We start from the raw sequence: 26,095 nt of genomic DNA, 5'->3' as shown, positions 1-26,095 counted from the left end.
TTGTTAGAATTTAACTTTAACAGAGAAACCTAAGTTGCGGAGGCTTGGCTGCATGAAGTAGTCTACGCCCTGATAGTAGGTTCCTGTGTTGGATGTAAGTTCAGGATCAAATGGAGCCTTGTTGTAGAGCATCCACAGGTTGTGGGCTACAAATGAGAGGTTGAGACCCTTGATCCAGTTGACATACTTGGTGATTGGCACATCATAGCCGAGGCTCAGTTCCTGCAGACGCAGGTTGGTAGCGCTGTAGGTGTACATGGCATCGATGGTCTTGGTGGGGTTACCCACTACCTGATAGTAAGCCTGAGCGGGGATGGGCTTGCCATTGACGATGGCACCACCGTTGTTGCGGGCATCCTGAGAAGCCTTGGAAGCGCCATAGTAGTCGAGGATGGCCTGTGTCTCAGAGACTACCACGCCACCATTGCGGTAAGTGAAGAGGAAGCTGAGGTTGAGACCCTTCCAGCTGAAGCTATTGCCCCAAGAGAGGTTGTAATTAGGTGTGGCCTTGCCGGCATAAGCATAATACTGGTTGCCGTTGGGGCTGGCCTCTACGGTCTTGGTGTCAGAGTCGACATAGATGGCTCCGTGCTCGTCGGTCTTGAGTGTGCGTACCCAGATGTCGCTCATAGAGCCACCTACCTGCAGACGGTTCTGATAACCTGAAGTGCTGGCGGGATACATCACGTCGAGGTCGTAGAGCTGGCCGTCGATGGGGTTCTTCCATCCGTGGAGCATCTCCTTGATTTCGTTGCGGTTGAGAGTCCAGGTCATATAGGTCTCCCAGTCTACGGGGCCGAGTGGCTGGCTGAAGCGGGCAGAGAGTTCGATACCCTTGTTGTCTACGCGGCCACCGTTGGTCCAGATGCTGGTATAACCGGTAGATGAAGACATAGGCACGTTGAAGAACTGGTCATAGGTAGCCGACTTATAGAGAGTGGCGTTGACCTTCAACTTGTTCTGGAAGAGGACGAAGTCGAGACCCAACTCCCAAGACTTGGTGCGCTCGGGCTTGAGGTCATCATAGAAGACGGTAGTGGTCTCAGGGCGACCGGTAGTGGGGTTGATGGTGTAACCGCCGCGCTTGAGATAAGGATTGTTAGGCTCATTACCTACCTCAGCATAAGAGAGGCGGGTCTTGAAGTAGTTGAGCCACTTGTTGCTCTTGATGACAGGGAAGATGTCGGTCCAGATGCCAGAGATACCGGCAGACCAGTAGAAGAAATTGTCTTCGAGCTTGGATGACCAGTCATTGCGGGCGGTGAGGTCTACATAAGCCATACCCTTGTAGCCTACCTGGGCAGTAGCGAATACGCTCTCCAGACGGGTACGGTAGCCGTCATCCTGATATTTCTTGAAGGTGGCATCGCTGGTCTTCACGTTTTCAAAGGTGAAGATATTGGGGGTACCCAGCAGATGGCCCTCAAAACCGAAAGGCTTGTAGTCGTTCTGGGTATAATTGGTACCCAGCACACCAGACACATTCCATGTCTCATTGCAGAAATACTTGTTGGCCTTGAGGAATGCCTCGGCGTAGAGTGTGGTATAGTCTTCGGTCAGATTCTTGTATGCGCCATACTTAGAGGCATACAACTGGTTGGTAGAAGCGAAGAACTTGTACTCGGAGCGGTTGTGGCTGTTGTCGTACTTCACACGACCGGTCACGTCGAGCCAGCTGTTGATCTTGTAGTTGAGAGAGAGCGAGATCTGATTGCGGGTCTTGTGGTTGATATAGCGCTCGCGCTCAGTCTGCCAGTAGGGGTTCTCCATACTCATATCGTTGGCGTAGGGCCAGTACTGTACTGGGAAGTTGCGGTTGGTATCATAGCGCTCATAGTAGCCGAGCTTGCTGAAGTCGTCGCCTGCGGGGAAGAGGTAGACGGCAACCAGCGGGTTGTGATACTGTCCCTGTGACAGCATGTTCTGCTCCTTGGCGGTAGAGAGCATATAGCTGAAGTCGATGGTCAGCTTGTCGTTCAATGCAGTTGTGGTGTTGCGGAAAGCTACATTGTAACGGTCCAGGTCATTGCTGTGGATGATGCCCTGGGCATTGGTCGAACCCAAAGAGAGATAGGTCTGGTTGTGGTCAGAACCTACAGAGAGGCTTACATTATTAGAGATGTTGGTACCGGTCTGGAAGAAATCTTTAGGGCTATAGCTTGAAGGAGTGGCGAGCTTGCTACCCCAGCTGAAGTAGGAGTTGGCCTCGGTAGGACCATACTGGTTCTGGAACTCGTGCATCACAAAGGGCTCAGAAAACTGGAAGCTGCCGCTGTAGGTAACGTCCATATGACCCTTCTTACCCTTCTTGGTGGTAACGAGGATGACACCGTTGGCGGCGTTGGCACCATAGAGGGCGGCAGCCGAAGGACCGGTGAGCACGTTGATGCTCTCGATGTCATCGGGGTTCATGGTAGACACGGCATCACCTGTCTGGCCGGCACCCTCGAAGATTCCCTCGGGCTGGCTACCCTTGAGGTCATTCATGGGTATACCGTCGATGACATAGAGTACGCCGTTGTTGCCGGTGAGTGACTTGGCACCACGCATAACGACACGGGTAGAACCGCCGACGCCGGCAGAACCTGTAGTAAACTGGACACCCGCTACTTTACCATTGAGAGAGTTGACAAAGTTGGCATCCTTGACTTTTGTTACAGCATCTCCGCCAAGCTGCTGTACGTTGTACGAAAGTGATTTGGCTTCTTTCTTGATACCCAGAGCTGTTACCACAACTTCATTCAGCACCTCGGTATCGGGCTTCATGGTTACTTTGATGCCTTCACCGGCATTGACTTCTACGGTGGAGTAACCCAGATAGGTAATGACAAGTTTACTACCTGCTGGAGCCTTCAATGAGAAGTTACCATCTACGTCGGTTGGCACTGCGGTCTTGGTTCCCTTCAGTGTAACGGTTGCTCCGATGATGGGCTCGCCGTTCTCGTCGAGTACCTGTCCGCTAACCTGCTTTACATTAGCCTGCTGTACAGAGTAGGAGCTGCCTGTGGCTTCCGTAGAAGCGGCACTGACACTCAGAGCACCCATGCACAAGGCTGCAGAAAAGCACAATCTTAACAATTGCTTTTCATTCATAGCGTTGAACATTATTATTTTAAGTTAGACATATAAGAATAGACGTTTAGTGCTAATTCTTCAATTTTTTATAATGAGGTTTTATTGCGTTGGGCTGGTCCTGGACGCGTCCGAGTTTAGCATACGTTGGTTTTATGGCCGCAAATTTAACAAAAAATATAATTCCCGTGCAAATTTTCATGAACTTTTTTTCGCTTTTAACGCAAAATTGTGTGGTCGGAATCGCTGTGTGCGTACACAGCACACAATTCCACCAAGGTCGTGATGACTTTCAGACGTGCATTTAGTGTTTTTTCAATCGTCCTGCAATGGAGAGGTAACGACAGAAGGGATGGAAAAAAGGAGCAGAGATGGCTCTGGGGGCATTTGCAACAATTAACACATCAAGCGCGGTGATTGTTAACAATCATAAACACGCGCGCGGCGGGCGCAGAGATGACTTTGATGCCAAGCGTGATGGTCGGCAAGACGGGCGCAGCTACTTGACGATTGGCAGAGCGCACATTCTGCGTAACGTGCTTCATATTGTATTACAAATACTTATACTTTCACCAACAACAACCACGCCCGAGATGCGGGCGGGAGTCAAAGGCTGGCAGCCAGAGCCATCTCGGCCATGCTGCAGAGGGGAAAAGAGATGCGGAGGGATGACGGCGAAATTAAATATGTTTAACTATATTCTATTAATAGTAATTACTCTATCGCTCGCGTACGCGACGCCTTGCGCCGACACCAGCGCCATTGCGCCCGCAGCCCTCTTGAGGATAATTGCAAGGCGCGAAACAGTCGTTTCGGGGCACGAAATAAGGAAATCATGCTTTGCAATCATTATTTCATGCCCTGAAATCAACATATAGTTGGTAGCGGGCAAGATTGGCGCGGTGGCGGACAGGAGGGTCAGAATGGCGAGCAAGACAGCCGGAGCGGCGGAGAAGCTGAATGGGGGCAGCGGCAAGATGGAGGATATGGCGGTCAAGACGGATGAAGCGGCGAAGAAGTTGAAGACTATCGGCAAAGAGGACGGAGGATGTGGCGAAGAAGACGGAGGATGTCTGCGACAAATTTGCGCCAATGTCGCAGGTCGTCGGGACAAGGGTTGCGCAACTTTTTGCGCAAGCGGGCGATGTGCAAATGGTCTCAAAATAAACTGCTTGGAATGGCAGAAAACGCGACGATGGCCGCCGTTTTTGCCTAAAAATGCTGCAAAAATGAAAAAAAAAGGACAGAAAGGATAGATTTTACAAATAATCGCATAACTTTGTACATAATTAACGTGAGTTCGACGAAAATGCTTCAAGCAGCGATACCCTGATGAATGAAAGAGAATCATTATCACCATGATTTCCGCCTTTGACATGCGGCTTTCACGCTGGTATTTGCGCTTTCTTTCTGCCTAAAGCGCCAATTTTTTTTTCAATGCATCAAAAACTTTGCAGAAATCATCAGCAATACAAAAAAGTTCAGTAACTTTGCACCGTCAATTTAGGAAAACCGTTGCGTAGCAACTTAATCGACAAATAAACCTGTCGCATCATACCGTAAACCATTACTGGGAGGTCGATGATAAATGAACAGAATAAGGTATTATTAAAAACAGATGCAATGAGCAAATGCAAGACAATAGGGATAAAGGTAATATTGTTGATGTTGTTATTGTTGATGGGTAACACTTCAACCATAAAAGCACAAGGCTTGGCTTTGAAAAGCAACATCCTTTATGACGCCACCACAACTCCCAATGCAGCTATAGAGGTAAGGCTATCCAACAAATGGACAGCCGGGATAAATGTTGCCCTTAACCCATGGTCTTTTTCCGACAACAAGAAACTCAAGCATCTGCTTGTTGCCCCACAACTTCGCTACTGGTTGTGCGAATCATTCTCAGGACATTACTTCGGAGCAAACATAGCTTATGTGCATTATAACGTAAGCGACATCAAGTTTCCCTTTGGACTTTATGGTGGTGTTGACGGTGAGCGCCGACAGGGCGACCTTGCCGCCATAGGTGCATCCTACGGTTATTCGTGGATACTCTCTCCCCATTGGAGTCTTGAGGCTGAGGCGGGTCTCGACCTCGGCTATACCTGGTCTGACAGGTACTACTCCCCTAAGTGCGGCACCTACCTTGGTTCCGACAACAAGTTTCTTGTTCTGCCCAAGTTGGCGTTGAACATAGTGTATATAATAAAATAAGGTAAGGAAAGGATATATTTATGAAAAGATTTTTTCTGATTATCACTCTCACGGTTATGGCATGTATAGATGCCATATCGCAGACGTCACCGCAGATGTCACTGCGTGTTGACGGTGTGGAGCGCGAGGGCAATGGCTACCGTGTCCGCTATTCCTTCACCCTGCCTCAGCCGGCATCCGACTATTCCTATCAGGTGACTCCGCTCTTCACCTGTGGCACCGACACCATCTTTGAGGAGTCAGTCACTGTGCGCGGCAAGCTCAATGCCAAGAAGCTGCGCCGCCGCGTGGTGCTTGGCGACCGCAATGCCACTGTACCCTCGTATGTGCCTTCGGGTATCGACTCAGTCATCACTCGCACCGCCTATCTGCCCACCGACCGCTATCCCTGGGTAGTAGGCTCCACACTTCAGCTCTGCACGTCAGTAGAGGGGGAGGGTTGCTGCGAGGTAAGTCCTGCCGTAGTCCTTTGCTGCGACAGTTTCCTCTGCGAGCGTCCCTTCCATCCCGTGTTCTCCCCGGTTGAGGACAACACCGGCAAGGCGGGCGAGCTACAGCGCAACAATCCCGTGCTTCAGCATATATCCCAGTATCGTCCTTACGACAGCAGCCGCATACTGCGCAAGGAGGAGGGAGCCTTGTATGTCTTCTTCCCCTTGGACAAGTGGACACTGCTGCACGATTTCCGCGACAATGCCGCCACTCTCGACACCATCGTGAGCATCACTCGCCAGATTATGGCTGACTCCACGTCGAGCGTAAAGCTCATACAGATTATCGGTCTTGCCTCGCCCGAGGGAAGCGTGAAGCGCAACAACCTCTTGGGTCAGAACCGTGCTGCCGCCCTGCGCGACTATATCAAGCAGAGGGTAAAGACAGGCAATGCCATGTTTGAGCTATGCAACGGCGGTGAGGCATGGACAGAGCTGCGCGACCAGATTGCCGACAGCAATATAGAGGGACGCGACCAGCTACTCAATATCATCGACACCGAGAAGAACCCCGACGAGCGTGAGCGCAAGATGAAGCGGCTGAACAGGGGAAAGACATATAAATACTTGAAGGACAACGTGCTGAGCGACCAGCGTAATTCAGGATACATCCGCATATATTACGACTACGTGCCCGATTCAGCCGCCGCGGTTATCAACCGTGCCTCAGAGCTGTTGCGTGAGGAACGTTATGCCGAGGCACTGACGATGCTCCGCACCGTAGAGCAGGACGAGCGCGCCCAGAACGCCCTCGGTGTAGCCCTCTACATGACGGGCGACAAGCAAGAGGCTCTCTGCCGCTTCCGCCGTGCCGCAGCCTCAGGTAACGAGGATGCCCGCCGCAATGCAGAACAACTTGAATAATCAATTATATACAATATTTAATTATACAAAAAGTTATGAAGAAAATTAATCATTACGTTCTCAACGGTGCGATAGCACTGTTGTCAACCGCAGGTTTCGTAGCCTGCTCGTCCTCCGACGACGTAACAGATGCTCCCGTCAACCCCACGTATGACGGTAAGAGCGTGAAGACCCAGTTTGCGATTAATATCGCAACGCCTGTTTCAGGAAAGACCTCAACCCGTATGACTGGTGGAAATACTCAGAATGGAAGTGGTACTAATAGTAATACAGGTACATTCCTTGGTATGAATAATATCAATCTTCTTACTTTTAAAGAGGCTGATGTTTTTAATGTTACTACTTCTTCTGCACAAAGAACTTCTAACATTCAGCTGGATCAGGTTATTACACTCGCACAACTTAATGCTTCTGATATTTCTGATACTCAATCCAGCAAGATTTATACTGACGTATATATCCCAGTAGGAACAAGTCAGTTCTTATTCTATGGAACCGGTCCTATTGGCTCATCTAACAATAAAGATAGATTTAGTAAAGGAACATTAGCAACACCTACCATTGGAAGTGGACAGACTTTAGCTAACATCGAGTATTCTTTGGTAACTACACTCAGCGAAAATAGTGGTTATACAACAACAGCTAAGGAGTTTTCTGATTATCTTGATGCAATCGTAAATAGTTCATATACTAATTCAACAAGTACGACAAGTACATGGGCTTCGCTTGGCGATGAATCAAAATGGCAGACTTTAAAAACTGCATATACAAATTTCACCTCTGTTGGTTCAAATGGTGCTCGTGGAGGTTCTGCTAATGCAATTCTTTTCACATTGAAGCAGTTGTATGAGATTTGCGAAAACCTTAGCTCGTCTTCTGACAATGACGTTAAGGGACTTGCAGGTGCTATAAAGGATAATATTACTAATGCAAGTGGTACAATTAAAGTCAAGGCAACAGCAGAGCAAGACACTAAGGGTAATACTACTGGCTATAAGTTAGAGTATGATGGACTCGTTGATAAATATAGCACTTTCCCCGCAACATACGGACTTCCTGAAGGTGCTGCCCAGTTGACTTTTGATACCACTAATAAATTTGAATATGTAACCAACGGTAATGTAGGAAATGCAGGGTCCACTGGAACTAATGCTAATGTTGCATTTGACGTGAATAATGTTACATATCCAGCTGCGCTTACATACTTTGTACATACTCCTGCACGTGCAACTACTAAAGAAATTGCCACAACTGGTACAGGAACTGATGTTTGGCCAACTACAGTCGCTAATTGGGATGGAGTTTGGAATGCATCAACAGGAAACTTCAGGGACTGGACTAAAACAGTTAATAGCAACTCTCGTTCAGTAGCTCTTCAATATAATATTAATTATGGTGTGGCATGTCTTGCAACTACAGTTAAGTGTGCTGATAAAGCATATCTTGAAGACAACTCCGCTGCAATGAACTCGGAAAGTTCTAATCAACAGATAACAATACCAACTGGTGGATTCCATGTAACAGGTATTCTTATTGGTGGTCAGTCAAAGACAGTCGGTTGGGATTTCCTTAATCCTAAGTCAAATGACCAGAAGTATGTTGTATATGACAATGATTTGTCTGTTGATGCATCTTCTAATGGTGTTTGGGCAAAACGTAATTCAGAATCATCAAAGAACTATACTTTGGTTTTTGATAACTATGTTTCTGATGCAACTGATGGAAAGCAGCCCGCTGTCAACATTGCATTGGAGCTTGTCAATGATAAAGAAGAATTCTTTGGGGTAGATGGTCGCATTGCTCCTGGACAGAAGTTCTATCTTGTGGCAAAGTTGGATCCAAATGACAATAATACAGGTGGTACAGCATCAGGTTCAATAAATTGGCCTGAGACTACTAAGTCTAACTTCCCTGCAACAAATGTAAACCGTGTATTCATTCAGGACTACACAACTACTGCCAACTTCACTATTAATAGCTTGAAGAACGCATACGTCACTATTCCTGACCTCCGTGCCTCTAAGCTCCAGCTCGGTCTTTCTGTTGACCTCACATGGCAGAGTGGTTTGACATTCGATGTTCCAATCAACTAATATAGTATATTTCAAGTATCGGAAGTAAAGGAACTGTCGAGATACCGCCGTCTGAAGCGGCAAGCCTATGCTCGAGAGTAATCTCAGCTCTCCCCCTAAGTTAGGGGGAGTACCCCGAAGGGGGGAGGGGGTCTGTCCCTTCTGCCGAAAGATGGTAATATAAAGCCATTATGCCTGAGGGATATATGCTTTGGCGGCATGCCGCGGGCGGGACGCCCACGCTCCCAGTGGCTGCGCGTGAGAAGACAGACCTCTCCGTCCCTTTAAAGGGCAACTCTCCTGACTAAGGAGAGGAGTTAGGTTAGCTTCTCCGACGTGGAAAGCCTGACTTAGAATAGGAGTTAAGTTAGCTTCTCCGACATGGAGGGATACTGACTTGGGAGAGGAGGTATCACTGCCGAATCCACTTCCGACACTTATAGAAAGTCCTAATGGTATCACGACAACTGTTGTCGTGATGCCATTACTTAACTCTTTGTAGTGTGAGGACAAGGGACATCGTGTTTGAATGCGAGCTGTCGAATGATATTCTGCTAACTACCAAAAGAGATTGTGGAAACTACCCAACATCTTTTTGGTAACTATCCGAACAATATTTTGGCAACTATCCCGCAATATTTCGACCATTACAGAACGTAATATTTTAGGTCGTAAGCAGGTCGAATGCACGTTCTGCAGGTTGAATGCACGTTACGCAGGTCGAATGCACGTCACGCAGGTCGAATGCACGCCCTTCAGGTTGAATGCACGCCCTGAAAGGGCAACAGCCCATAGCCCAGGGCAGAGCGTAGCGCCACCCTGGGTAATTGGCATAACCGCGTCAACGCTCGCCCTGTAAGGGCAAAAGCGTAATACCTCGCATTCATGTAGTGCTTATTAATAACAACAATTATAATATAATATAAATAAAGGTAATGAGAAGCAAGTATTGTCTGCTGATGCTGCCCGCTGCGGCGGTGATGCTCTCGTCGTGCTCTATCATCGACGAGGACAACTCCGACTGCGGATTGGACAACAAAATCGTATATCGCCTGAAACTCAGAACAAACATCCAAACCGAACTCGAAACACAGCTCGGCACGGAGGAGGAACGCCCCGTGGCACAAGCACTCAGCTCCTCACTCAGCGGTATATTCACTGACTGGGCACACGACATCTCTCTCTCATTCTATGACACCGACGACAAACTGTATAAAACGGAAAAGCATACGATGGATGCGTCGCAAGCTGAATACGTGGTGTATCTGCCAGAACGTGACTACCGTAATCTCGTTGTGGCAAATATAGCCGACGCTGAAAATATCCGCCCCCTCGATGACACCCATCCCGGTGACATGAAGTTGCAGTATGACAACCTCACCGACACCCTCAACAGCCACACCACCGGTCTCTTCACCGCAAGACAAGTGATAGAGGTGTGCGGCTGCACCGAGACATATTACGTTGACCTGTATATGGCTAACAGCTGCGCCGCTCTTGTGGTGGATACCACGGGTGTGGATATACGCGGCATGAAGGTGTTCACCCAGGACTTCGCCACCTCCTTCGCAGTGGCTGACAGCACCTACGCCTTCACAGCCAATCCCGTGGTGCGCTCAACTGAGATACCTCTCCCCGGTCAGCACCGCACCTGCCATTATGCCGTGAGCTTCCCATCAAGGAACAACACCGTAGCCACCGCTTCCGCCGTCAGTCAAGCCCCGGCAAGGGCAGACTCCCAGGCAGAGTCCCTCTTCCGCATAAAGGCATACATCACCCTCCCCGACGGCTCTGTCACTGAGAACATCATTTCTGTGGAGCAACCCCTCCTCGCCGGTTATCTCAAGATAATAAAGATGAAGATGAAGCACGACGGCTCGCTCACTCCCGAGAGTCACGACGTGGGAGTAAGCGTGACGCTGGACTGGAAGCAAGGGGGGACTTATGAGCCGGAGATATAGTTATTAACTCAACTTTCGCAAGAAAGGATAATAGTTGGTAGTTAAGGAGTTAAGGAGTTAAGGAGTTAAGCCAAATGTTGTTGCGCTTATATCCAATGCTCAATACTAATGGCTTAACTCCCAGCGACCAACGGGAGCGATAACTCCTTAACTCCTTAACTTCCAAAAAGTTGAGCATATGCGAAACTTAAGTTATTAAATAACTCCTCCAAAATAAAATAACAATGAAAATTGATTTGAAAAATATATTATTGACTATAATGATGATACTGGCTGCTGCCTTCGTCACCTCTTGTTCGGATGACGACAGTCTTGCCTCCCGCGGTCTGGAGACCGTGGAGATGCCTATCTCCATCTCTATCCCCGCCGAAGGATTCGTCAATCCCACTGATGTGGGCATAGGCAATGAGGAGCCTGCTTCGACGTTAGCCGTCACCCGCGCCCTTGGAGACCCCGGTGAAGCGGAGACCTTTGCTCTCCCCAAATATCTCTATATATACCTCGTCTCAACCTCTTCCTCTAATTCCACCCAAGTCATATTCAAGAAGCAAGAGGTGAAGTCCGAGGACTGGAAGCTCTCCACTTCCGGAGATAACACCAATGGTCATTTCTCGGCTAAGGATGGCCTCTATGTCTATCAAGGTCATCTCTCCATCAATCTCCCGCTCAACCGCAAGGAAGGCAGGGTGTATGTGGTGGCAAGCAATCTGGACTTGGATGACAGTGGCTCAGCAAACCCGAAATACAAACTCGTGACAGATGTCTCGTCTTGGAGTTCTTCTAAAGAAGTAGAGGATGGAGTTACGTTCACCAACCAGTCTGAATTGCGTAACAATATGCAGAACCTCTACTCCTCGCCATATAACCTCGAAAACGATGGTAATTATTACGGCACCATAAAAGACTATGCCTCTAATGTGCCGCATATCGACATGGTGCTGTATCATGTGGCAACAAAGGTTGACCTGCAATGGACTATCGACGAGAAGTTTCAAGGAACCAAGGCATGGAAGCAGGAGAAAAAGGAATCAAATGGTTCTAAGGATACAATGCGCAGCACGACGGATAACACATCCGAAGACTACAACAAGGTGTTCTTCTCCTTCATCGAGGCGCGACTACTGCCTAAGGAAGAACTGCCAATATTCAAGCCGATGAATGTGATAAAATACAAAAGCACATTCGACGCGGCTTTTCTCGGAGAAGAGAAGTATACGGGAAAAGATCAGCCATATACAGATTCTAAAGGAAACGCCAAAACAAGAAAGGAATACTACCAAGTGCTCCCGGAAGCAGAAAAGTCGGGCATGTACTACGGTCGCAAGGTCATCTATGTGATGCCGGAACTTGTTACCCCAAGTCCTGGAGATTATTATTACGACATTACGTTGAAGATACTGGTGAACAATTACACCACCTCAGAGAAAAAAAAGGATGGATCATATTCTTCCCTTCTCACTGAAGAAGACCATGCCACCACGGGTCATCATGCCCGGATAAAGATAAAGAAGTCAGACCTCAACGGTGCTCCTAAAGGCAGCGACGGCTATCCGATTTTCACCCCATGGATAAGGGCGACAATCCATGTCAACACTGTGAAAGACGTGGAAAACATAGTGAAGTTTACCGATCCAAATAAGTAAATAACATAGATAATAACATGCTGAGTAAAAGAAGATTATATACTACGATAATAGCCTTGCTGACCCTCTGCACCACAGCTTTTGCGCAGACGGGTAGCTTCAGCGGACCTGTGAGATATGTGAAGACGAATGGATCTTATGCCAACGACGGCACTTCGTGGGCGCAGGCTAAGAACAACCTGCAGGATGCCATAGAGTCGCTTCACGACTATATGACCCGAAACGGCATCACGGAGGGACGGGTGTATGTGGCGAAAGGAACATACAGCCCCACCACTTCTACCCCCGGTGGCGACGGTGTGCTATACACTTCTTTTCTTATCTATGAGGGCATAACGGTGTATGGAGGATTTGATGCCGCAAATCCCGAAGACACTCCCGAAGAACGTATCGTCCTTGATGCTAAAGGTTCGGAAATGCCAATCTCTGAAGCCAAAGGATTGAAGTGGCTAATGAAGAACACCACCACGCTCAGTGGTAATCACAGTAGCTCTACGGAAGACCCGATGAAGTGGGACTCGAAAAAGAACGAATACGACGAGTCGTTTACGGGCAACTCATACCATGTGGTATGGTTTGCCACCAACACCTCAACCCATTCCTCCGGTCTCGACACCAAAAACCGCGGCGTGGCTCTTGCCGATACCGCCGGTCTCGACGGCTTTACCATACGCGACGGCAATGCCTCCAACCGCACCGTGCCCGAGCAAACTGACGGCTCTCATGCTTATCACAACAGTTATGGCGGCGGAGTGTATATGGTGGGCAATACCGTGCTACGCAACTGTATCATCCGCCAGAACTCATCGTCGCTGCGTGGAGGCGGTGTGTATATGGACGGCGGCGGACTGATGGAGCAATGCTATGTCACCCAGAACCAGTCGGGCGGAGTGGGTGTTACCGACGGATATGGTGGCGGTGTAGCTTGCGATGATGGCGGCATCGTGCGCCATTGTCTCATCGAGAACAATGCCGCGAGATGTGGTGGCGGACTCTCCATAGCCTTCTCCTCGCAGCCTAAGGACGACAAGGCGCGATATGCTTCATACGCAACGGGATGCGTGGTGAACAACAACACATCATCGGCCGAGGCGGGTGGAGTGTTTATGAAGAATGGCGGTCTGCTCAACCACCTCACCATCACATGCAACAAATGTGTGGGAGCGGGAGTGGTGTATAATAGCCGTCGCTACGGACGCAGCGGCGGACTGTATGTGGATGGCGGCGGTATGGTTACCAATTCCGTGATATGGGGCAATGAGGTAGCTGCCAACAACAATGTGCAGTATGCCACATACCGTGAGAATGCCTCCACCCCGAAGGTGAAGCTCGACTTCGTGGCTCTCTCCAAATACAACTACGTCGATTGGAGCGGAACGGTGAAGCGCACCAACGGAGTGTATTCCTTGAATGAGGAAAACAGCAATGAGTCTATTCCGGGATATTATCCTGACTTCACCAATGTCCCCGATGCAACGGGAGTGCTGGGTAGTTCCACTGTCTCAAGACGATGGAATCCCCGCGCCTCGTCATACCTGCGCCATAAGGGGATGCAGCTCAACGACTATCCAACGAGCGCCAACTATCCCAATGGCTCTGACTACGAGACGGAAGGCAAGGACATCATTGATGCACATATCACTGAGGACATCTTAGGCAGTCAGTTTGCCCCCCGTTGCGTGCTTGGCGCCTTTGTGGCTAATAGCTTTAATGGTGAATATGAGTTAGTGGCAAGTATGGAAGACAATACCACTCCGATAAAAACAATATTTATCGACCCCACCACTGATGCTGAGGTGTCATTAGTTTCAGATGAGACATTGGGCAATTCGTGGGAGAATGCTTTCAGTAATATCAACGATGCCTTGGATTATGTTGTCAAGAAGCTCAATCCCACAGCTACCAATCCTGTGCAGCTACTTGTCAAGGAGGGCACAACCACCACGGCTGGAAACAATTATATTCCCTATATCCGCTCGTCGTATATCGACCTGCCGAGCCATGTGCGGCTATATGGCGGTTTTGCCTCATCGCTCACCGGCACCAACATATCCAAGCGCAATCCCAAGGCTTACCCAACCCGCATAACCGCCAACATCACAGGTGGCGACTATGCCGAAAATGGTTGTCATATCATCACCGTGCGCCATGGAGCGACCGACGTTATTGTGGATGGCTTCCAGCTCTACTTTGCCAATGCCCAGACGAGCAGTGTGCTGCCCACCCTCGCTTTGGAGGGAGGAGCGGGCATCGCCATTATCAACAGTTATGCCGACAAACTGATGGAGAACATCAAGATACGCAACTGCGTGGTAGCCAACTGCACCGCCTCGCAAGGCTCCGCCCTTTTCCTGCGCAACACTCCAGGAGCCGTGATGCAGGTGGATGTGGAGAACTGTATCTTCCACAACAATGCCGTGACAAAGCAGCAGGCTGCCACCGTTGAGGCTACGGGCAGCAACACCACGCTCACCCTCAATCACTGCCTCATCCGTGGCAACGTGGGATATGGCGTTATGGCTACAGACCATGCCAATATCAAGGTAAAGAACACCGCCCTGCATGCCAATATCGGCTATGGCTCATACACCTCAGGCAACAATCCCAAGATAACGGATTTGAAGGCTGATGCCTCTACTCCCGATTCCAAGGTTGTCACTTTCTATACGACATCAAACGGAAGAATAACATTGGCAGAAGGAGCAACCAATGCCAACAATATGATGGACCTGGGAGTAACTTCTTTTAGCGATGTCGCCACCTCCAAGTTCTCCTATCACTCCTCATTTACCGACACCTATCCCAAGTTCATCAACCCCACGAGCAACATTGGGGTAAACAAGGATGGTGATGTGACGATGTACGGTGGCGACCCCAACTGGATGCCGATGAACATGAATCCGATGGTGAATGCTGCCAACGAGACAGGTTCCTCAGCCACTGACCCCGGCTTTGGCAAGGACATAACAACAAATATCTACCGCAACTATGGCGGTGCAGCCGACATTGGTGCAGTGGAGAACCACAATGAAGTGGCAGAAGGCGACACTTCCAATGAGGATGTTGAGGGAGGCTACCAGCCACCATACGGCAAGGTTATTTATGTGCGCGACTACCGTAATCCCGACGGAACAATAGACAACACAAGGGATGGTGACGGTTCATCATGGCAGAATGCCATCAATGGAAACCTCGAGTCAGACAAATATAAGAACAACCACGGCTTTGGCGGCGTGGATGCGGAACTGTATGAAGACGGCTATCAACTTACAGGACTCCAATGGGCTGTGGATGAGGCTTTTGCCCGCTCGTTGGATAGGAATGATGATAATACTATTAAATATACGACAAAATCAGGTGTAACTCATTTCAATCCAGGAAGTCAAAGCACAGTCAATCCTGACCGTACAACTATAGAAGTCTCAACTGTTGACAAGAGCAAGCGAGTTCAAGTCTGGATAGGTGAGGGTGAATACATCCGTCGCGAAGGCTTCTTCATGCGTGATGCAGTGGATGTATATGGTGGTTTCCCTGGCAAGGGAGGCGACCCTCAATCCCCTGGTATGAAAGAGCGTATGCCCAAGACATCTATCCTTGAGACATTGAGAGATGACGAGGTGACTGAGACAGGTGTTATTGGTACAGGAGCATGGGGGCCTCAGGTAGATGACTATAAGCATAATGTATTGGCTGCTTATTCCTCAGGAGATGTCACTAATTTGTGGAAAGTAGTTGACTTTTCTTCCGATGATAAACAGGGTAATGCACCTGCATGTATTGATGGAAATAATGATACATTCTGGCATTCGCGCTGGCAGGACGATAATGCAGGTCATGGAATTAAAAATGGTGGTCTGCCTCAGTGGATAATTATAGATATGGGACAGACATATGAAATAACATCTCTGAAAATCACAAACCGCAATTATTATCCCAACAACTATACAATAGGATATGCACCATCTTATTCCGATGATGGTATAGCTCAACAAGTAGATGAGAAAGCCTTCACGCTGATATGGGAAAATAAAGGTATTACAGCAGATAAATCACAGACCCTTGTTTTTGGTAGGACTATTAGTTGTCAATACTTATATATTAAGGTCAACTCAAATAACAGTCAAAAGCATGTTGACATATTAGAGATTGAGGCCTATAACGGCAGCACAAAGATTGACCATTTATTAGGTTCGAGAGTCCAAAACAATGTATATGATCTTAATAGTTATGCAAAGGCATATAAGTCACAGCGTGTGCTTACCCAGCCATATCCTTACTTTAAGGGAAGTGTACAAATAAATGGAAAGGAACCAGGAAATAACCTGGAGTTTGATAACGACCCAATTAATCCATTCTGTGTCATTACCAGTTGGGATGGTTTTGTTATCCGCAACGGAAGAGCCAAGATTACACATCAGCGTGACGGTGGAGCTGGAGTGGCTTTGCGTATCAATGGACGTTTGGCTAACTGTGTGATAACAAATAATATTCTGTCGTCAAAATCAAATACTCGTGGAGGTGGCATATTCCAAAATGGTGGAATAATTGAAAACTGTGAGATTGATGGTAATATATTAAATAGTGAAGGCGGTTCTGACAATAATGTCTTTGGTGGAGGACTTTATCAAAGAACTGGTACTGTATTCAACACTTCTGTCATTCATAATAAGATTACAGGTAACGGAACAACGCAAGGTACTGGCGTGTTCTTTGAGAATGGACGATTCTATAATAATACAATTACGGCTAATGAAGGACCATATACACTGTATTCTGGAAAATGGTTCTCAAATGGCCGTATTGATGTGTATAACTCAATAATTTATAATAATACAACAAATAATACCAAAGAATTCGACTGTACCACAGAAAAAGGCAATATCACTCTGAAAAACTGTTTGTTTAAGAATAAAAATACACACAGGACTTTTGACAATTCCTATACTAATGTTGATGCTTCTTCATTCGTTTATATGGATGACAAGGGTATGTCAGTCTCAGACCTCTTCAACGATGCCGACAATGGTGACTATAGTTTGAAGGAAGGGGCTATTGCCATTAATATGGGAACTGACCAGTTGGGTAAGAATATGGAGGGTACTGCCGATATTGTGCTTCCTTCATACGATGCGCAATATGCCGACCGTATCCAAGACTGCACCGTGGATATCGGTGCATACGAGTTTAATGGTGCGTATAGCATTACGCCGGATGTAACTACAAGCACGGACAAGGCGGTGTACTATGTCACGCAGAACGGACGCGGCACAGGCTCGGCTGCCAATCCCGCTAATGCGGCTTGCTGGACTAAGTTGCAGAAGGTGCTGGATGCTGCGGGAAGATATGTGTATGAGCATAAGGACGATGTAGTCAAGAAACAAGTGATTGTGAAGTTGGCGGGCGATGCGCCGGAGGAAACAACTGTAGGCGGGAACAAAACTTATCAGTATTCTGGCTTTGTATATCGCCCTCGCCGCTCATACAAGAAGACGAATTCGGGACAGGAGGTGAACACACGCGACTATACTATCATCGTGCCTCATGGAGTGGAGGTATGGGGAGGATATAGCGACGACTACGAAAGTGCTGACAAAAACGGATTCTATACCAAGGTCTCTGAGGGCAACTATACCGACAACCGTGATGTACTGAAAAACCGCACAACTCTCAGCGGTGTATATCAGGCTGATGACCAGGATGTAAACGTGTATAATGTGGTGACGTTCACCAATAATACATTTGACGAAGAGGGAACACTCAATCCAAATGATACTCTTGAAAACATATCAGCCCGCGCCGTGCTCGACGGACTATTCATTGAAGGCGGCAATGCCGACGGCGAGAAGCAATCTACAGGAAAGAGAACTGACACTCGTGTGGGTGGCGCTGCCATCGTCACGGGCTATGCCCATATACGCAACTGCGTGGTGCAGAACAACAAGGCTACGGATTTCGGAGGTGGACTGTATCTCGAAGAGGGCGCATTGGTGAGCGGAAGTATCGTGCAATATAACGAGGTAACCAAGGGTGACGGAGGAGGACTATACGTGGAAGAACCGGCATCGGCATCCTCTGAGAATGTCAACGCCGCAACCAACCCTGCCCGCATCTTCACATCCGACATCATCTATAACACGGCAAGCGGAGCGGGAGGAGGTATCTCGTTCACCACCAACGGCACGCCGAATGTCAGGGCAAACAGTGTGCTGTTCTGGCAGAACACGGGTAGCGAGCAGTCGAACGTCAACGGCATGACAACACCGACGGATGCGGGGAACACCAACCTTACCATCAAAGACTATCCCATATCCTTCTGCGCCACTGAGACAACACGTGAGCCGGGTATCAACAACATCGCAGTGCATACCGATGTGGTCAAGGGTGTGCGCTTCGCCACAGAAACGTACAACCATGACTATATCGACAGCAAGGGAACGGCTGTCAAGAGAATGCATAATAGTTATGAGTTCTATAAGATAAAGAAATACAGTCTGCTGGCACGTGGAGGCATGGAGTACAAGGACTATAAAGCCCTTGTCGCGAGTGATGCCCTTACCGCCGAAGACCTCGCAAAGAAAACACGCACATTTGAGGGCAACGACTTCATTGACATCGGAGCGAGAGCCATCGACGAACTGGTGCTGCCTGTGGCTACTGCCGACAATCTCATGACCCGCATCTTTGTGGTGAAAAACGAGGACGACGTGGCTACTACATCAGTGGAGGTGATGCAGAACCAGACCCAAGACCCATACTATCAGCAGGAAGGCTCGTCGTTCGCCTATCCCATGCGCTATCTCGACGATGCGCTGCAATATGTGAGGGAGGCACGCAAGATGAAAGATGAGAATGGCGTATATACAAACAGAAAGAAGAAGTTTGAGATTATCCTCAGCGGCGGAACATATTACCCCATGCGTAATATCAAGGGAGAATATGTGAACAGCCGTGGACGTACATATCTCGTGCCTGAAGGCGTGACCATCGTTGGAGGTGTCAAGACAAAACAAAGCGACAATAACAAGGATTCCACCTATTATGGCAACACTGCTGAGCCATCTGATAATACTACTTTTACTTATGGCAATTCAACTGTCGTTATCTCCCATCCCAAGATTAAGAACATCATAGAGAACCGCGAACTCTCCGACATCAACCACAACAACATTGCTGAACCGTGGGAGATGGCAGTGCAGACCATTCTGTCAGGACAGGTGGTGAACGGTAATTCCAACGAAAACGTATATCACGTCATAACTTGTATCGCCGACGAGAAGCACGTGGGAGGACTGCCTGATGCTACGATTAAATATCACGACATCACAAGTGAGAAATATGACGCAAATGCCGGCAACGGCACTGTTCCATACGAGCGTGGTGTGCCTGTCATCATTGATGGTGTGGAGATCGAGGACGGCATGGCTATGGGATATGACGCAAAAGCCGTGAACAGTAAATCAACATACTATAAGGGGGGTGCCATCTGTGTCGAAGGCAACTGGACTACAGGTGATGTCTTAAGAACATATACGGATGGCAGCGGCAATGCTATCGAGAGGCCTGTAGGATATAGAAGCATCCCTCTTGAGGTGCGCAACTGCAACTTCCGCAACAACGGAGGATGCCTTGGAGGTGCCATCTTCACCGACAGCGAGCTGAAGGTCTTCGCCTGCAACTTTGTGCAGAACTATGCCAAGGTGGAGACTGACCAAATAGGTAATAATAGTGTGACATACGCCGGACGTGGCGGCGCCATCAATGCCAGCTACAACACCGTGATAGTAAACTCGCTGTTTGCAAACAACGAGGCTGACACAAACTATCAGACAGGTGTGGGAGGTGCTGTGCTGCTCGGAGAGTATGCCTCGCTCCACATGATTAACTGCGACGTGGTGCGCAATCTTGCCTATGCCTATCCCGCTATCTATTGCTATAAGCCAAATAAAGGAGGCAAGTACTCTGATGGCGAACAAACATTGAAAACCAACAATCCACATAAGATTGTCAACACCATATTCTGGGGCAATGAAGTGACGGGTGACAGCGGATTGAACAGGGTAGCCAACCTTAGTCAGGATAATAATAAGAAGAATGCCGAGATGCTGTGGTTCTGCGCCTACGAGGAGGGTAAGGGTAACGCCCCTGTAAACTCCGGAAACAATATTGATTACCGACTCCAGACATATAAAGGCTTCGGAACTTTCATACCTTCGCTGTGGATTGGCAAATATAACTATCTCTATACAGACAACACAACTATCAAAGAGTCAACAGTAGATAATCCCGACAAGGATCCCAATACAGGTCTTAACCCCGTTACCTGCAACATCATCATCGCCTCTGACAACGACGCCATCAACGGACCGAACTTCATCAACCCGTCGTCAAAGGCAGGAAAGGCAGGATATCATACCTCTGCCGACTGGATGATAGGTCGTATCAACAACCTCGTGGATAATGGATGGACATATCTACAGCAGGACCTGAGCGGTAAAAAACCGACGTTTGTCTATGAAGAAGAAAAGGCAAAGGGTGCCGGTATCTATCGCCATACGGCGTATGACGACAAAAATGTCAACACGGGTGAGACGGCTGTGCCAATCGGTAATGACGAGTATATGACATACGCCGATGCTACGGGCAAGTCGATGCTGCGTATTTCCACCGACCCCAACCCTACTCACCACCAGACTTACATTGATCTCGGCGTGTATGAATACCAGCACGTGAAGCTCGACCCGTCGGTGGAGAAAGGACATGTAGATGTGCTGTGGGTGACGCAACAGGAGAGAACCAGTGCCTCGGTGGCTGACGGTAAGACATGGGAGACGGCGACGAGCGACGTGCAGCGAGCTATAGAGACGCTGCTTGCATCACGCAACGGACACGACAAGGAGATTCGTATGCTTGAAGGACAATACCAACCGGTATATACCATCAATGGTAATCTCGGTTTCACTATCACAACAGACATCTCTACGAGTAGTATAGTGCCGCCCGTTGGCTCGACACCCGAGGGTGTGAACTCCCTTACTATACGTGGTGGCTACAGTAAGGATGTGCAGGGACTGGAGAACATCCACGACTATCCCGTTTATCTTTTCGCTTCGGAACGCTCGGGCGTGAATGAGGATCTCCTCGGACATATCTTCGTGATAGGTGATGTAAGGCAGAGGGAATCTTCGGGAAATGTTACTAACGATGTGAAAGACTATGTCGTTCCTGTATATTTCGACGGATTGACCTTCTGTAATATTAAGTCTAAAGATAAAGACGGAGGTGCCGCTGTGTTCTATAAGGATCAGGTCGATAAAAATGGTTCTCCTGTAGGTAAATCATACGTTACGGAGAATGGAGAGATAGTCAGCAATAATGGTGTTAAATATACTCAATATCCAATCAGCGACACACCATCTGAATATCCTCTCTATAAGCTGACGATGAACCGCTGCGACTTCCGCATCAATGGAGCAACCTCAGAAGTGCCGGCAGTAACTATAGGCGAGGGTGGAGGTGACGCTCTCATCTATAATTCCGTATTCCATAGCAATGCGGGAAGTCCGCTCGTCGCCACAGATACCAAGGTGGTTAACTGCACTTTTGCCCTCAATGGTGGTGAGATAGAATTTTCAGGCAATTCGGAGATGCACAACTCTGTGCTTTGGCGCAATAACGGGTATGAGACTACTCGTGAATGGACAGGTCTAACCGCTACTGGAAGCATGTCGTATAATGCCATATCGTCGCTCAGCTCAGACGATAATGTCAATAATTATAATGTGACGTTGTCATCCGACAACAACAACGTGCTGCAAGGCCCGAACTTCTTCGACCCGGCATTAACTGCTGCTGACAGTTGGGCTAAGGCTTCGCGCGACTTCCGTGTCAATCCGAGTGCAAAGATTATCGGTAAGGCATCGCCTAAGAAATATGTGGAACTCGTGAGGGACCTCACGGGAAGGTATCCTTACACTTCTGACGTGGATATTTCGAATGCCGACGATGACAACGACCCATATTATGTGGACTTGGTTAAGAAGGACTTCGACCTTGCCAATAACAGCCGCTATTACGGCTCTGCCGGTATGGAGAGAGGTGCTTATGAATGTATCGCCACTCTTAGCCGTGTGCTCTATGTCAATCCATCGCTTGACTTGTCAGGCCCTGACTACAACGGATTCTCTTGGGAAAAGGCATATACCAAGGGCAATCTCCAGAAAGCCATAGATGCTGCAGCCGTTTATTCTAACGTCCATGAAGGCGAAAAGTCGTATGTCTTCGTAAAGGAGGGTACGGACACATCTACCGGTAAGCCCATCACCATGCGCAACAACGTAACGCTTTATGGAAGTCTGCCGTCAGCCATCAATACGGGAGTTGAGGAGACGACAGATAAGAATGGAAACAAGTATTACGATAACGACAAGATAGAAGAATATATCAAGGCTATGGATGCCGACCGCGACGGTATGGCTTCTTCTTACGCCAAGCATACCATCGTGAATGGTGTAAAATCGGTGGAGCCTTTAACCTACTGTCTTTTCGACGGACTTCTGATTGGTAATGCCGATAACGGTGCTGCAAACAAATCCGCTTCGCCCGTGGTGGATATACAGCAAGGCAATGTGGCCCTGCGCAACTCCATCATTGCCAACAATGAGATTACTGCCACCGGTCAACACCTCGTCAATCTCCAGTCGGGACTGCTCTACAACACGCTTATACGTGACAACAAGATGCCATCAGCCTCCTCAGCCCTTGTCGATCTCAGCTCCGGAGGCTATATGCTCAACTGCACTGTCGTAGGAGGTGACTTGACTCAAGGCTCCACCGCCTCACATGCCATTAATAATATAATGTATAAGGAGACGGACTCTACTATGCCGTTTGCCCCCTACTTCCGTCCTTCCACTACGGCTTATCATGGAGAAATACCAGAGGCGGATGTCAGCAATCGCAACTTGTGGTATCAGCTACACGAACGTACAGACAATATTGAAGGCGGTGATAACGGAACATCGGGTGACGGCAAGAGCCATATCTCATCTTCTCTTCAGCAATTTGTTGACTATACCTCAGACCGTGACCTTCTCGGCAATCCCCGTTTCATTGGTTCCAATGTGGATAAAGGATGCTTTGAGACATGGTCAACGGGAACTATCAACTCGCCATTGGACATACATGCCAATACTCTTGCCACAAGCTACAACGGGCAGACTTATCCACATGAAGGCTCAGTGGTGTATCTCCAAAAAGGTGGCAATCTGATTTGTGATGTAAAGAGCGACAATTCACCATACTTTACCAACGCCAATCCCCTGCGCCCAGGCTACGTTCTGGCATCGGAGGGCGGCTCGCTCTATGGACAGGGCAATACTATCGACCTCCGATATGTGGCAGCCGAGAGAACCATCGGACAGCAAACCATCGCACAATACTCCCTCGTCTCACTGCCATTTGACATGAACTATGGGACGAACGATGAGGGCGTAATGCCTTTCGTCACAACTACCACATACGATAAAAATAATAACAATGTTACGGAAGAAGCCGTTGCCCCATTCTATCGATATGAGTATGACGGTGAGGCACGAAGCAACTATAAGTACAGCTTTGCAGAGAGCGACTCTCCATGTTGGAAACTGCTCACCACAGACACCCGCACAGCCAACGAGGGTATGCTCATCGACCGTGGCTCTACAGCTACAAAGCAAACTCTTCGTTTCACCGCATACGGAGCGAAAGCCGCTGACGATCCTGACGCTCACTATCTTTATCGCGAGTCTGCCGACAAGGATTATGTCACCCTCACTCAATATGACGACCGCACATCAACCAATGGCGGTGCTGACTTCACCTTCACCTCTGTATATAATATGGGATGGAACCTCAAGGGCATGCCTTATCTTATAAGCAATTATCCCGTATATAAGAAGATGGACGACGGGACGTATGCCATGAATGTGCCGCACGTGGTATATACGATGAACCCCAATGGAAGCTATGTGACGAAGCAATCGTGGTATGCTGATAATACACTCTCGCCCGGAGAAGCCTTCTTCACACAGACGGCAACCATCAACAAAGAGGAGCATCTCCACTTTGCCCAGCTCTTATATACCTCTTCTGCTTCTACTAACACGGGCAACACTCGTAACGTCCTCAATATCTCCTTGTCTTCCGCAGATGCAACAGGTGAGGATGCCTATCGGAGCGTGGGCGTTTCACATGCGGCTGGCGTTGTCAGTCTGCAGCCAGTGGATAACACCTCTGATGATAACACCTCTATGGTATATACCATCAATCGCGACGGAGCGAAGTTTATGTCGATGAATCCCGCTATCCCCGACATTGCCGTATGTGGCGCTGGCGGCGAGATGATGTCGTTGGTAGGTGCTGCTCCTATTGAAAAGGAAATATCCTTGGCTACGAGGGTTGGCTCAACCGGTCGTTACATCTTCTCGCTCGATAGGAGTGCAGGCGTTTCACCCGCCACCACCGAGGTATGGCTAAAAGACTATCAAACGGGCATTGTAACGAATCTTATGGAAGATGATTATACTGCTGAGATTACTGTGGGCGAGAATCCTGCATCCCCGGTGCTTACCACAGGTAGATTCTCATTGACCATCGGCGGTGTGCGTCCTGACATCGGTGAACGTGATGAAAACAGTGCCAGATGGACCATATCCATCAACCGTTGTCACGTAACAGTCTCTGGTCTCTCCACAGATTCCGATGTCCTCTTCTACACCACCGATGGCATACTCCGCCATCGTGCCACTCCATTCCTTGGCAAATGCGAGGCAGAGCTTTCTCCTGGCGTATATGTAGTCAGGGCAGAGGGAAATAGCAAGGTTATAGGGCTTGTAAGGAGAGATTAATAGGGAATTTTGCAATAAAAGACGAAAATCTTGACCTATACGCCTAAAATATGTACCAAATCCAAACTGCATTATTAGCACCCATTTTGACCTATACGCCTCATTTTCACCCCTCAAAATAACTATTTTGACCCCACAAAATGGCTATTTTCACCCTCAAAATGGTCACTATGAGACGTAAAGTCAAATCATATTCATTTGTCACCCAAGCAGAGGATGGTATCATCTTTTCAAAACCTCGTTGCTGCTTTGAAGGAGAAATCGATTCGGACTCTCCTTATATGAATAAAGGTAGGTTCTATAAATTAGTTTTCAATGTAAGGCAGTGTTTCTGTTTTACTTGGATGTCTTCACGCCTCTCGCACCGTATCTTTTTGTCTTTCATTCAGTCACGTAGCCCGCTACGCTCCCTCGTGAAAAACAAAAACCTACGGCACGATAGTCGCAAATACATCGCAAGCTAATTTATAGAACCTACCTAATGCTGTCAGTGAACGCCCTTTCGATAGAGGTGGTGCGATTAGGTACATAACTGCAAAATGAAGAACTCTGATGGTAAGGCATTGAAACAATAATGCTCTGATACATCTACCATAGCGGAGGGCAGCATGAAACAGCCCAGTGCATCCAGGTCTTTGACTGCTAAATGGATTCTGCCGATGTCGTAAGGATGTACAAGAGGGGGTGTGTCAGAAGTAACTGACACACCCCCTCTTTCATAACTTAACGTGAGTTCGATGAATTATAATTCATTGAAAATATGGTAATTAACGTGAGTTCGACGTAAGAAAAGTGTTAAAAAAGTTGTGGGAATGGAATATTTTTAGTAACTTTATAGGTGATAATCAAAGAGTTACGAACAAATACCCATTCCCATGACGACTGCAAATTTAA

The 26,095-nt window shown here is 48.2% G+C and carries 8 protein-coding genes and 1 pseudogene; 6 read left to right on the top strand and 3 right to left on the bottom strand.

Annotation, left to right across the window (positions count from 1 at the left end; genetic code table 11):
• Positions 1–3 precede the first annotated feature (3 nt).
• From CIK94_RS11090 to CIK94_RS14665, 3 genes and pseudogenes are all read right to left on the bottom strand, one after another.
• Positions 4–3,093, bottom strand: coding sequence for a SusC/RagA family TonB-linked outer membrane protein (locus CIK94_RS11090; RefSeq protein WP_158215126.1), 3,090 nt, complete (start codon positions 3,091–3,093; stop codon positions 4–6).
• Between the two features lie 383 nt (positions 3,094–3,476).
• Entirely contained in the window at positions 3,477–3,617 is a 141-nt protein-coding gene (locus CIK94_RS14465; protein ID WP_158214805.1) for a hypothetical protein, read from the bottom strand.
• A gap of 761 nt (positions 3,618–4,378) precedes the next feature.
• Positions 4,379–4,510, bottom strand: a pseudogene (locus tag CIK94_RS14665) (IS982 family transposase); the annotation flags it as partial.
• A gap of 143 nt (positions 4,511–4,653) precedes the next feature.
• Here CIK94_RS14665 and CIK94_RS11080 point away from each other — a divergent pair.
• The 6 genes from CIK94_RS11080 to CIK94_RS11055 all read left to right on the top strand — a co-directional run bounded on the left by CIK94_RS11080 (position 4,654) and on the right by CIK94_RS11055 (position 25,201).
• The gene (locus CIK94_RS11080) at positions 4,654–5,286 is read left to right on the top strand and encodes a DUF3575 domain-containing protein (protein WP_094389348.1); all 633 of its coding nucleotides are present in this window, start codon (positions 4,654–4,656) and stop codon (positions 5,284–5,286) included.
• Positions 5,287–5,306: 20 nt separating this feature from the next.
• Positions 5,307–6,641, top strand: a complete 1,335-nt coding sequence (locus tag CIK94_RS11075) for a hypothetical protein (RefSeq protein ID WP_144007805.1) — start codon at positions 5,307–5,309, stop codon at positions 6,639–6,641.
• 35 nt (positions 6,642–6,676) lie between these two features.
• Positions 6,677–8,734 carry a hypothetical protein gene (locus CIK94_RS11070; protein ID WP_094423066.1) on the top strand — a complete coding sequence of 686 codons (2,058 nt, stop codon included), beginning with the start codon at positions 6,677–6,679 and terminating at the stop codon, positions 8,732–8,734.
• A 914-nt stretch (positions 8,735–9,648) separates the two neighbouring features.
• Complete coding sequence (locus CIK94_RS11065; RefSeq protein WP_094423065.1) at positions 9,649–10,674, top strand: FimB/Mfa2 family fimbrial subunit; 1,026 nt, start codon at positions 9,649–9,651, stop codon at positions 10,672–10,674.
• A gap of 260 nt (positions 10,675–10,934) precedes the next feature.
• Positions 10,935–12,317 (top strand): hypothetical protein, encoded by a 1,383-nt coding sequence (locus CIK94_RS11060; RefSeq protein ID WP_094387079.1) that lies wholly within the window; start codon positions 10,935–10,937, stop codon positions 12,315–12,317.
• Positions 12,318–12,334: 17 nt separating this feature from the next.
• Positions 12,335–25,201 (top strand): discoidin domain-containing protein, encoded by a 12,867-nt coding sequence (locus CIK94_RS11055; RefSeq protein WP_094423064.1) that lies wholly within the window; start codon positions 12,335–12,337, stop codon positions 25,199–25,201.
• Positions 25,202–26,095 lie beyond the last annotated feature (894 nt).

The sequence above is a fragment of the Prevotella sp. P4-51 genome (assembly GCF_002251455.1).
Lineage (GTDB): Bacteria > Bacteroidota > Bacteroidia > Bacteroidales > Bacteroidaceae > Prevotella.
This window is presented reverse-complemented; position numbering and strand designations above follow the sequence as displayed.

Bases quoted from the DNA above. Each gene is read 5' to 3' on its own strand.
- CIK94_RS11090 (WP_158215126.1), bottom strand. From the start codon at position 3,093: ATGAATGAAAAGCAATTGTTAAGATTGTGCTTTTCTGCAGCCTTGTGC.
- CIK94_RS14465 (WP_158214805.1), bottom strand. From the start codon at position 3,617: ATGAAGCACGTTACGCAGAATGTGCGCTCTGCCAATCGTCAAGTAGCT.
- CIK94_RS11080 (WP_094389348.1), top strand. From the start codon at position 4,654: ATGATAAATGAACAGAATAAGGTATTATTAAAAACAGATGCAATGAGC.
- CIK94_RS11075 (WP_144007805.1), top strand. From the start codon at position 5,307: ATGAAAAGATTTTTTCTGATTATCACTCTCACGGTTATGGCATGTATA.
- CIK94_RS11070 (WP_094423066.1), top strand. From the start codon at position 6,677: ATGAAGAAAATTAATCATTACGTTCTCAACGGTGCGATAGCACTGTTG.
- CIK94_RS11065 (WP_094423065.1), top strand. From the start codon at position 9,649: ATGAGAAGCAAGTATTGTCTGCTGATGCTGCCCGCTGCGGCGGTGATG.
- CIK94_RS11060 (WP_094387079.1), top strand. From the start codon at position 10,935: ATGATGATACTGGCTGCTGCCTTCGTCACCTCTTGTTCGGATGACGAC.
- CIK94_RS11055 (WP_094423064.1), top strand. From the start codon at position 12,335: ATGCTGAGTAAAAGAAGATTATATACTACGATAATAGCCTTGCTGACC.